11 protein-coding genes are annotated in these 12,057 nt (G+C 63.8%); 3 read left to right on the top strand and 8 right to left on the bottom strand.

The genetic code is table 11. The annotated features are described in order from the left end of the window. Positions 1–6: 6 nt before the first annotated feature. The 3 genes from rfbC to CK218_RS05845 all read right to left on the bottom strand — a co-directional run bounded on the left by rfbC (position 7) and on the right by CK218_RS05845 (position 2,253). The gene (gene rfbC, locus CK218_RS05855; protein WP_095827135.1) at positions 7–561 is read right to left on the bottom strand and encodes a dTDP-4-dehydrorhamnose 3,5-epimerase; all 555 of its coding nucleotides are present in this window, start codon (positions 559–561) and stop codon (positions 7–9) included. Then, positions 554–1,444: a glucose-1-phosphate thymidylyltransferase RfbA gene (rfbA, locus tag CK218_RS05850; RefSeq protein ID WP_095778025.1), complete on the bottom strand. Its 891-nt coding sequence runs from the start codon at positions 1,442–1,444 to the stop codon at positions 554–556. Before rfbA ends, rfbC begins: the two co-directional genes overlap by 8 nt. A gap of 218 nt (positions 1,445–1,662) precedes the next feature. Next, on the bottom strand, positions 1,663–2,253 hold the full coding sequence (locus CK218_RS05845) for a biotin transporter BioY (RefSeq protein ID WP_095778026.1): 591 nt from the start codon (positions 2,251–2,253) through the stop codon (positions 1,663–1,665). Between the two features lie 201 nt (positions 2,254–2,454). Between CK218_RS05845 and CK218_RS05840 the strand changes: the two genes are divergently transcribed. Next, positions 2,455–3,363: an MBL fold metallo-hydrolase gene (locus CK218_RS05840; RefSeq protein WP_095827134.1), complete on the top strand. Its 909-nt coding sequence runs from the start codon at positions 2,455–2,457 to the stop codon at positions 3,361–3,363. A gap of 1 nt (position 3,364) precedes the next feature. Here CK218_RS05840 and CK218_RS05835 read toward each other — a convergent pair whose 3' ends face one another. Continuing rightward, positions 3,365–4,150, bottom strand: a complete 786-nt coding sequence (locus CK218_RS05835) for a DUF1499 domain-containing protein (protein ID WP_066998193.1) — start codon at positions 4,148–4,150, stop codon at positions 3,365–3,367. A 79-nt stretch (positions 4,151–4,229) separates the two neighbouring features. Next, positions 4,230–5,858: a fatty-acid--CoA ligase gene (locus CK218_RS05830; protein ID WP_095827133.1), complete on the bottom strand. Its 1,629-nt coding sequence runs from the start codon at positions 5,856–5,858 to the stop codon at positions 4,230–4,232. 195 nt (positions 5,859–6,053) lie between these two features. On the opposite strand from CK218_RS05830, the gene CK218_RS05825 reads away from it, so the two are divergent. Then, positions 6,054–6,410 (top strand): hypothetical protein, encoded by a 357-nt coding sequence (locus tag CK218_RS05825; protein ID WP_066997860.1) that lies wholly within the window; start codon positions 6,054–6,056, stop codon positions 6,408–6,410. A 159-nt stretch (positions 6,411–6,569) separates the two neighbouring features. After that, positions 6,570–6,959 (top strand): DUF427 domain-containing protein, encoded by a 390-nt coding sequence (locus CK218_RS05820; RefSeq protein ID WP_095827132.1) that lies wholly within the window; start codon positions 6,570–6,572, stop codon positions 6,957–6,959. 75 nt (positions 6,960–7,034) lie between these two features. Here CK218_RS05820 and CK218_RS05815 read toward each other — a convergent pair whose 3' ends face one another. From CK218_RS05815 to ppdK, 3 genes are all read right to left on the bottom strand, one after another. Continuing rightward, the gene (locus tag CK218_RS05815; protein ID WP_179294433.1) at positions 7,035–7,781 is read right to left on the bottom strand and encodes a polysaccharide deacetylase family protein; all 747 of its coding nucleotides are present in this window, start codon (positions 7,779–7,781) and stop codon (positions 7,035–7,037) included. 152 nt (positions 7,782–7,933) lie between these two features. Further along, on the bottom strand, positions 7,934–9,037 hold the full coding sequence (locus CK218_RS05810; RefSeq protein WP_066997866.1) for a glycosyltransferase family 9 protein: 1,104 nt from the start codon (positions 9,035–9,037) through the stop codon (positions 7,934–7,936). Positions 9,038–9,158: 121 nt separating this feature from the next. Further along, positions 9,159–11,843, bottom strand: a complete 2,685-nt coding sequence (gene ppdK / locus CK218_RS05805; protein ID WP_095827130.1) for a pyruvate, phosphate dikinase — start codon at positions 11,841–11,843, stop codon at positions 9,159–9,161. Positions 11,844–12,057 lie beyond the last annotated feature (214 nt).

Raw genomic sequence — 12,057 nt, 5'->3', positions numbered from 1 at the left:
CCTCTCTCACGCAAACACCTCCGCCGTGGCGAGCAGAGGCGCCTTGCGATCCTTGTCCGAAAGCTGGAATCCGCCTGGGATCGCCGGCCATTCGATGCCGATTTCTGGATCGTCGAAGCGGATCGACCGATCATGCCCGGGCGAATAGGTGTCGGTCACCTTGTACAGCACCTCCGTGTGCGACACGAGCGTGACGAAGCCGTGCGCAAACCCTTTCGGCACCAGGATCTGGTTGCCCTTCTCAGCCGATATTTCCAGCGCCACCCACTTGCCGAACGTCGCCGAGGAACGGCGGATGTCGACCGCGACATCGAAGACGCTGCCGCTTATCACGCGCAGCAGCTTATCCTGGGCGCGCGGCCGCAACTGGTAGTGCAGTCCGCGCAGCACGCCGGCGGCCGCGGAATAGGAATGGTTGTCCTGCACGAAGGCGAGATCGATGCCGGCCTCGGCGAAACGCCCGGCATTCCAGGTCTCGCTGAAAAAACCGCGCGCGTCGCCGTGCCGCTTGGGCACGATCTCCAGCACGCCGTCGAGGCCGAGCGGCCTGACCTCAAGCAAACCGTTCCTCCGTCAGGTCGGCGGCCCGCTTGCGCAGATAGGCAGCGTACTCATTCTTGCCCAGGCGCGCCGCGCGCTCCAGAACCTTTTCAGCGTCGAGCCAACCCTGCTCCAGCGCTATCTCCTCCGGGCACGCGACCTTGATGCCTTGGCGATGCTCGATCGTGCGCACGAAAGACGATGCTTCGAGCAGGCTGTCATGCGTGCCCGTGTCCAGCCAGGCGTAACCCCTTCCGAGGCGGCGGACATGCAACTCACCACGCTCGAGATAGACATTGTTGATCGCCGTGATCTCGAGCTCGCCGCGCGCCGAAGGGCGGATCGTGGAAGCAATGTCGACGACATCATTGTCGTAGAAATAGAGACCGGTCACGGCCCAGTTGGACTTCGGCTTTTGCGGCTTCTCCTCGATCGTCAAAGCCTTGCCAGTGACCTTGTCGAAGGAGACCACGCCATAACGCTCCGGATCGTCGACATAGTAGGCAAAGACCGAGGCGCCGCCATCACGCGTCGCCGCCTCGCGGCAGAGTTGCGACAGGCCGCCGCCAAAATAGATGTTGTCGCCGAGGATCATCGACACACTGTCCCTGCCGATGAAGTCGCGGCCGATGATGAAAGCCTCGGCAAGACCATTCGGCTGAGGCTGCTCGGCATAGGAAAGCTCCACACCGAATTCCGAACCGTCGCCCAGCAAAGCCTGAAACACCGGCAAGTCACGCGGAGTGGAAATGACCAGAATCTGGCGGATTCCCGCGAGCATCAGCACGCTCAGCGGGTAGTAGATCATGGGCTTGTCGTAGATCGGCAGTATTTGCTTAGAAACCGCTAATGTTAGGGGATAGAGGCGTGTTCCGCTGCCGCCGGCAAGGATAATTCCTTTCAACAAGCTCTCCTTGAACTACCGCGGCCCCCGCCTCGACGCCAAGTTGCCCGTGCTTATGTTTCGGGCACTGGCTTGTCAATTGTCGGCTTGATTTCTTCCCCGACGCTATTTCACTGCTTTCTTGCATCCGGCATGCGGCGATTGCGAGCGAATCCGGCTGTGCGCAAAAAGGGCCGGCCGGCGCCAAGCGCCCATCGGCCCTTGTCTTTTGGTCGCGATCAGGAGCGCTTGAGCAGCGCCCAGACCGCCGGCACGAGACTCGCGGCCAGCGCCACCTTGATCAGGTCGCCGGCGATGAACGGCGCGACGCCGAACTGCCAGGACTTTTCCGGTCCGATGAGCGCCGCCAGCCAGGCAAAGCCCATCGCCATCATGACGATCTCGGCGGCAAGCATGGCGCCGAACAGCTTGAAGGGGTGGCGGTCCCAGCCGCGGTCGGCGGCCCAGCCGGCGATCGCCGCCATCACCACGAAGCCGGCAAGGTAGCCGCCGGTGGAGCCCAGCATATAAGCGATGCCGAGGCCCTTTTCCGGCGTGCCCTGGAACACCGGCAAACCAAAAGCGCCCTCGGCGAGGTAGAGAAGGAGCGTCGCGACGGCAAGACGCATGCCGAAGGCCGAGGCGATCAGCAGCACCGCAAGCGTCTGCAGCGAGATGTCGACCGGGCCCAACACCACTTTCGTCTTCGCCGACAGGGTGAGCAGGAGGGTTCCTGCAAGCGCCAGAAAGAGCTGGCTCGCAAGCCGGGCCGCGCCCTGGTCGGGCAGAGCGAGAGAAACGAGCGGGCGCATCGTGGTTGCAGTTGCCATGGTCTTCCCCATCGTGGCTGATTTGCTGTGTTTGAGGCGCGTCGCGGAGAAACGAGTTCAGGCGGCGCGCTTCAAGATTTCGTCCTGATGCGTGTCGTTCTCCCAAGACTGCTGCGCAGTTTTGGGCGACATGCATTGATTTTCCTATATTGGCTTCCGCAGGATGCGGCAATCATTTTGCCGCGAGCAGCAGGACCCGGCATGACGCTTGAATTCGACACACGCTTCGATCCTGCCTATGGCCAGGCGGTCACGGTCGCTGCGGACGTCCAGCGCGTCACGGCCAGGAACCCGAGCCCGTTCACCTTCCACGGCACCAACAGCTACCTCGTCGGCCGCGACACGCTGGCAGTGATCGATCCAGGGCCGGACGACGATGAGCATCTCGAAACACTGCTCACGGCGATCGACGGCAGGCCGGTCAGCCATATCTTCGTCAGCCATACCCACCGCGATCATTCGCCGCTCGCGGCGCGGCTGAAAGAACGCACGGGCGCTCCCATGCTCGCCGAAGGCCCGCATCGGCCGGCGCGGCGGCTGCGCATCGGCGAGATCAATCCGCTGGATGCCAGCGCCGATTTGGGCTTCGTGCCCGACATTGCGCTGGCGGACGGCAGCCTTACCCATGGCGACGGCTGGGCGATCCGCACCGTGCTGACGCCAGGGCATACCGCCAACCACGCGGCCTTTGCGCTGGAGGGGACAGGCATCCTGTTTTCGGCCGACCATGTCATGGCCTGGGCCACATCCATCGTGGCGCCGCCCGACGGGGCGATGGCCGACTATATGAAATCGCTCGACCGGCTGATCGAGCGCGACGACCGCCTGCTGTTGCCCGGCCATGGCGGGCCGGTGACCGCGCCGCGCAGCTTCATGCGCGGGCTGAAGATGCATCGCAAAATGCGCGAGCAGGCGATCCTGGAACGCATCCTGAGCGGCGACCGAACCATCAGGGAGATGGTCGCCGCGATCTATCGCGGCACCGACCAGCGGCTGCACGGCGCAGCCGGCCTTTCGGTTCTCGCGCATCTCGAGGACCTGGTGGCCCGCGGTCTCGTCGCCAGCGAAGGCGACCCGGCGATCGACGGCATTTTCAGGCCTGCCGGTTGACTCACTCGGCCGGCGCCGCGCCGACCTGGCCGGCGACCTCCTGATCGAGCTCGGCGAGGAAATCGGTGATACGGGCGGCATTGTCGCCCAAGTCATGACGCCCGTAGCGCGAGGCCGAACGCATGTCGACGACGACCGAATCGCCGTCGTCGGCGACGCGGATGGCCACATCTGCCGGCAGACCGAGCACCAAGCCTCTCGCGACCGCGGTGATCGTCGCCTCGCTCTGGCTGTTGATGTCGGGATAGGGCGCGGTCAGCTGCCAGTCCCGCCGGTCGAGCACCGTCTCGACAGCATCGACCACGGTTTCGAAGGGCAGGTTGTAGCTGCGCCCGCTCACCAGCGGATATGCTTCCGCCTGCAGGCTCTGCTCGCCGGGCGTCGGCGGCGACAGCGCGTTCATGTCGCTTGTCCGGTCGCTGGTGTCGAGCGCCGGCGGGTCGTCGACGTCGGTCGAAATGTCGCGCAGCGGCGGATAGACGGTCGCCCAGTAGGCGGCGATGCCGAAAGGCGCAAGCACCAGCACTGCCAGCAGGGCGCCGACGCTGAGATCGCGGCCGCCGCGGTCGCCGAAATTCCACAGCCTCGACAGTGCAAGCCCGGCGAGCAGCAGCGCGAGCGCCGCAAGCAGCGCAACGAGCGCCAGCACCCACAGGAAAGGCGGGGTGTCGACAAGGTCGAGCCGGTAGCCGGCAACGACGGTCAGCAAAAGGACGAGCGAGAATGCCCCGATCCGCCGCGACCAGCCGGCCGCCCTCGACGTCTGCCGTTCAGGAATTGTAGCCATCGTCTGCCGCATTACCCCAGTCCGCATCGAGACTTAGAGCTTTTTGCGCCAGCCTTGAAGCCGAAAGATTTAACAATCCTCAATCCGTCGGCAGCCGATACTCCTTGAATTGCTGGCGCAAGGTGGTCTTCTGGATCTTGCCCGTCGCCGTGTGGGGAATCTCGCTGACGAAGGCGACGTCGTCGGGCATCCACCACTTGGCCACCTTGCCGCTCATGAAGGTCAGGATATCGCTCTTGCTCGGCTCCTTGCCCGGCTTGCGCACGACCACCAGCAGGGGGCGCTCGCCCCATTTGGAGTGCGGCACGCCGATGGCCGCCGCCTCCGCCACATCGGGATGGCCGACGGCCAGGTTCTCCAGATCGATGGTGGAGATCCACTCGCCGCCCGATTTGATGACATCCTTGGCGCGGTCGGTGATCTGCATATAGCCGCTGGCGTCGATATGGGCGACGTCGCCGGTGTCGAACCAGCCCTCGGCGTCGAACTGCTCGGCGCCGACGCCGCCGTAATAGGCGCGCGCGACCGCAGGGCCGCGAACTTTCAGACGCCCGAAGGTCTTGCCGTCCCAGGGCAGCGCGTTGTTCTCGTCGTCTGTCACCTTCATTTCAACGCCGAAGGGCGGGTGGCCCTGCTTGCCCTGGATATCGAGCCTGGCATCGCCGGTCAGCCCTTCATATTCCGGCTTCATGGTGCACAACGTGCCGAGTGGCGACATTTCGGTCATGCCCCAGGCATGCACCACCTGAACCTCGTATTTGTCCTGGAACTTGGCGGTGATGGCGCGCGGGCAGGAGGAACCGCCGATGACGACCTTATTGAGATAAGGCAGCTTCCTGCCGGTCTCCTCGAGATACTGCAGCAGCATCATCCATACCGTCGGCACAGCGGCGCTGAAAGTTACCTTTTCGATGTCGAGCAATTCGTAGATCGAGGCGCCGTCCATCTTGCAGCCTGGCATCACCAGCTTGGCCCCGATCATCGGCGCGGCCTGGCCGAGCCCCCAGGCATTGGCATGGAACATCGGCACCACGGGCAGGACGACGTCGCGCGTCGAAACGCCCATGGCATCGGGCATGGCGGCCATCATGGCGTGCAGCACGTTCGAGCGATGGCTGTAGACGACGCCCTTCGGATCGCCGGTCGTGCCCGACGTGTAGCACATGCCGGCAGCCGTGTTCTCGTCGAATGTCTTCCAGGCGAAGGCGCCGTCCGCCTCGGCAAGCCATTCCTCATAGGCGACAGCGTTCGGCAACGAGGTTTGCGGCATATGCGCCTGGTCGGTCAGCACGATCACCTGCCTGAGCGACCTGACCTGGCCGGCGATCTTTTCCAGCAGCGGCACGAAGGTCAGGTCGACGAAGATCGCCTTGTCCTCGGCGTCGTTCATGATCCAGGCGATCTGTTCGGGAAACAGGCGCGGATTGAGCGTGTGGTAGATCGCGCCGATCCCCATGATGCCGTACCAGGCCTCGATGTGGCGGGCGGTGTTCCAGGCAAGCGTTGCGATGCGGTCGCCGAGCCCGAAGCTGTCACGCTCCAGCCGCTGCGCTACTTTGAGCGCCCGATGACGGATGTCGGCAAAGGTGGTGCGCACGATCGGGCCTTCGATCGAGCGCGACACGACCTCGCGCCCGCCGTGCTGGCGTTCGGCGTGATCGATCAGCTTATGGCAGAGCAGCGGCCATTCCTGCATCAGTCCGAGCATCTCGGCTCCTCCCCTTTTTCGCGCTTTCGCGTCATTGTTTCACGCATTGTGGAATGATCCGGCGGATTGTCCAGCCACCATAAGTCCAAGGCGGTCGGATGGGCGGATGACCCGTGAAACCCGCCATAATCCGGCCATCGTCGCCGTTAAGATTCATTAATGGGCTGGGTGAGATTGGCGAATGGAGAGATTCGCATGGACGTGCAGCTCGATGAAAAAGCCCTCGAAAGCACGCTTGCCGAAAGTCTGGACGATCTGACGCCGGACTCCAAAACCGTTTCCGACGATGAATTTGCCGAAGTCGTCGGCGGCGCGCTGGAGGCCGTCGGCGGAACGCTGCTGTTCAAGATGTGCGTCGAGAATGACGGCGAAGGCCAGCATGTCGCTGCCGCAAGCGTCGGCGACGGCGGCAACCGCCAGTTCCTGCTGCTCACGCTGCCGACCGCCGGCGGCGCGCTGAAGGTCGAGACAGCGGCGAGAAGCAGCAATCCGGTCGCCGGCATCGCTGCCGCCTATGCCGGCCTCATGGACGCATTCCAGGCCGCCGCCTGACTGTCGGCGCCGGTTAGAACATTATTTCGCCTGCACGCGATTTTGCGTCATGGCGCTGCCTTGCGCGAGGCGTCGGGCCGACCCACCTTTGACGGACGAGAGCGGTTCCGAACGGAAAAACCGCCACGCACCTTCCTCAAACTGCCGATGAGACCCGTCTTGGACAAGCGCGCCAACCCCGCCCCCGGCTTTCAGCGCAATCCCGACAAGGTGATAACGATCGAGCCTTATCGCGGCGCCGTCACGGTCAGCGCCGGCGACGTCGTCATCGCCAGGTCAACCCGGGCCAGGCTCTTGTCGGAACCGCCCTACCCAGCGGTTTTTTACATCCCGTTCGACGATATCGACTTCAGCAAGCTCGCCAGGACCGAGCATTCGACGCATTGTCCCTACAAGGGCGACGCGAGCTATTGGAGCGTGCTGCCGGCCGGCGACAGCGGCAGGGACGCGATGTGGGCCTATGAGCAACCTTTCGACGAAGTGGTCGACATCCGCGATCACGGCGCGTTCTATACGAGCAAGGTGACGGTCGAGACTAAGCCGGAGTGATAGACTGCGGCGGAAAGCATCGCGGATCTCCGAGGTCGCTGAGCCTCCCAACCGTCGTCATCAACCCCCCGCGGATCAATCCGTGGTGCCGTCGTTGCCGACGTCGTCGGCGTCGTCCAGCCGAACGAAGGTCAGGCCCTTCTGCTTCAGGGCGAGCAGGCCCTGGACGACACCCTCGCCCGCGGCATGGGTCGGCTGGTTGATGTGAGCGATGATGACGTCGCCATCCTTGGCAGCGGCGATGCGCCGGGCGGTTTCCTTGGCGCCGAGCAGTGAGCCGCCGTCGCCATTGACGGAAAAGCCCGCGACCTTGAAGCCCAGCTTGCGGATCATGGCGATCGCCGACGGGCTGTATTCGGCGGTGGCGCCGCGGAACCATTTCGGCGGCGGGCCGCCAGCGCTCGCAAGCGCCGCGGCACCCAACTCGACCTCGGCCTGAACGGCATCTGGACTGCCGGCACTGCTGATGCCGTAGATCTTGCGGGGCGTGTCGACCGCCGGGATGTGGCGGCCACCGTGGTTTTCCAGTTCGAACAGATCAGGATGCGCGCGCATGATCCCGACAGCGGCGGCGTTGCGCTTCAGCCAGATGCCGGTGACGAAGATAGTCGCGGGAATCCTGTTTTCGATCAAGGCCGAAAGAATGCGCGTATCGGTCTTCCCGCCGCAGGCGTCCAGCGTAAGCGCGACACGGCCACCGCCGCCTTGCAGCTTCAGATGCAAGGTCGGTTCGACCAGCGTCCCGGCATTGCCGGCCGAGACCACGACAAGCGACAGCGCGATCGCGCAAAGAGATTTTTGAAGCAAACCCGTCATTCCCATGCCCGGCCCGTCAAGCCGCTCAACCGCGAGACGGCCTCAACAAGACGCGCATCTAGGCGAAAATCGGAACGGTTCGCATCCGAAAAGCCACCGCGCGACAATTTGCATGGAGAGTAGCTGCAAAAGCTCAACACGCCTTTAGCAGACTTGAGCTAGACCGCCTGCTCAAGCGCCACGTCGGTACGCGCCAAAAGTTCGCGCACCGCCTCGACCACGGAATCCACTTCAAGGCGCCAGACACAGCATGCCTTGCTCGAATCGGTCCGACGGCACAGGTCGCCGCCGACGCAATCGCAGGGCATGGAGGGGCGCAACGAGATGCTGGGGACGCCGACCGGGCCCCATCGAACCGGATTGGTCCGGCCGAACAGACCGACGACCGGAGTGCCGGCTGCGGCCGCCATATGCATCGGGCCGCTCTCATTGCCGAGGAATAACCTGGCCTCCTTGAGCAGCGCCAGCAACGTTTCGAGCGAGAGCGTGCCGACCAGATTGACGACCGGCGTTTTCGCTGCCGCCATGATCTTGTCCGCCGCCTCGTGCTCATCAGGGCCGCCGATCAGCACAGCGTCCAGGCCAGTTTCGGACGATATCCGTTCGATCGCGGCCGCAAAGCGCTCCGGCTGCCAGCGACGCCCGATGAAGCTCGCCCCCGCATGCACCGCCACGAAGGCATTTGGCCGCAAATGATGCTTGCTCAGCAAGGCGAGCGCTTGCGTCGTTTCGAAGGGCAGCGGACGGATAGCCGGTGCCCTGACGCGCAGGTCGACGCCGAGCACCTCGAGCGGCGACAAATAGCGGAAGAGATAATGTTTTTCGCCGAATCCGTACGGCTTCATCCTGACATTGGCAGGCTGGCGCTCAAGCCAGCGCAGAGGTCGCTCCGTCGGATAGTGGCCGACACGAATCGGGGCACGGACCAATCCGGACACCAGCCGCGAAGTCTTGGAATCGGTGATGTCGATGACCATGTCGAAGCGGTGCCGCCGCAAAGTTCGCACAACCCGGACAAGCTCGCGCCCGCGCTGGAGCGGCGTGCCGCGCATGCCGGCACGGCTGAACGAAACGACCTCCGCTGCGATGCCATGCGCTGTTAGAAATCCAGCAAACCTGGCATCGCACAGGAACACGACCTTCACACCTGGATATTCGAGCTGAAGGTTCTTCGCCAAGGCAGAGGCAAGCACGATGTCGCCTATGAACTTGGTCTGCATGATCAGGATCGATCGGAAAGAGGTGGGGGAAATCTGCAACATCTGTTTCACGCCCCGAGTAATTCGGAACCAGAAACTGCCCAGGAACGATGTCGAGATTGAGAACCAGCGCGCGCACGTTCGCGTGAGTTTCCATACGAAATCGTAAGATGGAGCGCGCCGTTCAGGCGCGCTTGGCTCTTCCCTTCGCGGCCTCCACGGCCGCCTGGGCCGCAGCCAGCCGGGCAATCGGTACACGGTAAGGCGAGCATGACACATAGTCGAGGCCGACCTCTTCGCAGAAGCGGATCGAGGCCGGGTCGCCGCCATGCTCGCCGCAAATGCCGAGCTTGATGTCGGGTCGTGTTTCCTTGCCCTTTTCCGCCGCAATCCGCACCAGTTCGCCGACACCGTCGATGTCCAGCGAAACGAACGGATCCTGTTCGATGATACCTTTCTGCCGGTAGGTTTCAAGGAAGGAGGCCGCATCGTCGCGCGAGATGCCGAAAGTCGTCTGGGTCAGATCGTTGGTGCCGAAGGAGAAGAACTCGGCCGCTTCGGCAATGACATGGGCGCGGATGGCTGCGCGCGGCAGCTCGATCATGGTGCCGGTAAGATAGTCGATCTTGGTGCCGGTCTCCTCCATGACGCTTTGCGCGACGGCATCGATGCGCGCCTTGACGTATTGCAGCTCCTTCACGAGGCCGACCAGCGGCACCATGATTTCGGGCACCACCAGCGCGCCGGCCTTGTGGCCGGCCTGAACCGCCGCCTCGAAAATGGCGCGTGCCTGCATCTCGGCGATCTCGGGATAGGAGACCGCCAGACGGCAGCCGCGATGCCCGAGCATCGGATTGAACTCATGCAGGGCCTCGGTACGCTGCCTGAGCTTGTCCGCCGGCACATTCATGGCGGTCGCGACCTCGGCGAGCTCGGCGTCGGTCTTGGGCAGGAATTCGTGCAAGGGCGGGTCAAGCAGCCGGATCGTCACCGGCAAGCCCGCCATGATCTCGAACAGCTCTAGGAAATCCGAACGCTGCATCGGCAGAAGCTTGTCGAGCGCCGAGCGCCTGTCCTTCTCGGTGTCGGCCAGGATCATCTCGCGCATGGCGACGATGCGGTCGCCTTCGAAGAACATGTGCTCGGTGCGGCAAAGGCCAATGCCTTCGGCGCCGAAGGAGCGCGCCATGCGCGCGTCGAGCGGCGTCTCGGCATTTGTGCGCACCTTCATGCGGCGCGCGGCATCGGCCCATTCCATGATGGCGGCGAAGTCGCCGGACAGCTCCGGCTGCAGCATGGCGACGGCGCCCTTCAGCACCTGGCCGTTGCCGCCGTCGATGGTGATGATATCACCCTTGCGGAAGGTCTGGCCCATCGAGATCAGCGTGCCGGCCTTGTAGTCGACACGCAGCGAGCCGGCACCCGAGACGCAGGGCTTGCCCATGCCGCGCGCCACCACGGCGGCATGACTGGTCATGCCGCCGCGCGTGGTGAGGATGCCTTCGGCGGCATGCATGCCGTGGATGTCCTCCGGGCTGGTCTCGACGCGCACGAGAATGACCTTGCGGCCTTGCGCCTTGGCATCCTCGGCCTCACCGGAGGAGAAGACGATCTCGCCGGTGGCCGCACCCGGCGAGGCCGGCAGGCCGACGCCGATGACGTCGCGCGCCGCCTTGGGATCGATGGTCGGATGCAGGAGCTGGTCGAGCGAGGCCGGATCGATGCGGGCGACCGCCTCCTCTTTCGTGATCAGCCCGTCTTTGGCCATCTCGACGGCAATCCTGAGCGCCGCCTTGGCGGTGCGCTTGCCGGAGCGGGTCTGCAGCATCCACAATTTGCCGCGCTCGATGGTGAATTCGAGGTCCTGCATGTCGCGGTAATGCTTCTCCAGCCGGTCGGAAATATCGACGAAGGCCTGGAAAGCTTCCGGCATCAGTTTCTGCAGCGAGGGTTTGTCGGAGCCCGCAGCGATGCGCGCGGCCTCGGTTATGTTCTGCGGCGTGCGGATGCCGGCCACCACGTCCTCGCCCTGCGCATTGACCAGGAATTCGCCATAGAGCTGCTTTTCGCCGGTCGAGGGATTGCGGGTGAAGGCAACGCCGGTGGCGGAGGTGTCGCCCATATTGCCGAACACCATGGCCTGGACGTTGACCGCCGTGCCCCAGCTTTCCGGGATGTCGTGCAGGCGACGGTAGGTGATGGCGCGGTTGTTCATCCAGCTCGAAAACACGGCGCCGATGGCGCCCCAGAGCTGCTCGCGCGGGTCCTGCGGGAACGGCTTGCCGAGCTCCTCCTCGACCCTGGCCTTGTAGAGCGCGATCACACCCTGCCATTCGATGGCCGTCAGTTCGGTGTCGAGCTCATGGCCGAGGCTCGCCTTCTGGTCCTCGAGAATTTCCTCGAAAACCTCGTGATCGAGGCCCATGACGACGTCGGAATACATCTGGATGAAGCGGCGGTAACTGTCATAGGCAAAGCGGGCATCGCCGGAATCGGCGGCAAGCGCCTCGACCGTCTCGTCGTTGAGGCCGAGATTGAGCACGGTATCCATCATGCCTGGCATCGAAGCGCGGGCGCCGGAGCGCACCGAGACCAGAAGCAGCTTCGACGGATCGCCGAAATTGCGGCCGGTGAGCCTGCCGATATGGTTGAGCGCCGCCAGGACATCCGCTTCAAGCGATGTCGGATAGGTGCGGCCGTTGGCGTAATAGGCATTGCAGACTTCAGTGGTGATGGTGAAGCCCGGCGGCACCGGCAGGCCGAGGCTGCACATCTCGGCAAGGTTGGCGCCCTTGCCGCCGAGCAGGTTGCGATCACCGGCTCGGCCTTCAGCGGCACCGTCGCCGAAGGTGTAAACCCACTTGGTCATGCATGCCCTCCAGGTCCCTTGGAAGATAGACAACACCCGGGCCAAGGCCCCGGTCCCCGCCCTTCCGATCCGAGCGATAAGATGCTGCATTGCGAAAGGCAAGCGCCGGCAAAGCAAGCGCCGCGACTACAATCGATTAAGCAAAAGCTGCGTCAAAAAGACTTGCCGGTGTGAGTTGCGCGAGATAGAACACAACAAGAACAAAGTGGAGTAG

This window comes from Mesorhizobium sp. WSM3879 (genome assembly GCF_002294915.1).
GTDB lineage: Bacteria > Pseudomonadota > Alphaproteobacteria > Rhizobiales > Rhizobiaceae > Mesorhizobium.
Note: the sequence above shows the minus strand (reverse complement) of the source record. Positions and strands in the feature narration are given on the sequence as shown.

Coding starts and splice junctions, on each gene's coding strand:
- CK218_RS05835 (WP_066998193.1), bottom strand. CDS start 4,150: ATGGCTACAATTCCTGAACGGCAGACGTCGAGGGCGGCCGGCTGGTCG.
- CK218_RS05810 (WP_066997866.1), bottom strand. CDS start 9,037: ATGTTGCAGATTTCCCCCACCTCTTTCCGATCGATCCTGATCATGCAG.
- CK218_RS05825 (WP_066997860.1), top strand. CDS start 6,054: ATGGACGTGCAGCTCGATGAAAAAGCCCTCGAAAGCACGCTTGCCGAA.
- CK218_RS05830 (WP_095827133.1), bottom strand. CDS start 5,858: ATGCTCGGACTGATGCAGGAATGGCCGCTGCTCTGCCATAAGCTGATC.
- CK218_RS05840 (WP_095827134.1), top strand. CDS start 2,455: ATGACGCTTGAATTCGACACACGCTTCGATCCTGCCTATGGCCAGGCG.
- CK218_RS05845 (WP_095778026.1), bottom strand. CDS start 2,253: ATGGCAACTGCAACCACGATGCGCCCGCTCGTTTCTCTCGCTCTGCCC.
- ppdK (WP_095827130.1), bottom strand. CDS start 11,843: ATGACCAAGTGGGTTTACACCTTCGGCGACGGTGCCGCTGAAGGCCGA.
- CK218_RS05815 (WP_179294433.1), bottom strand. CDS start 7,781: ATGGGAATGACGGGTTTGCTTCAAAAATCTCTTTGCGCGATCGCGCTG.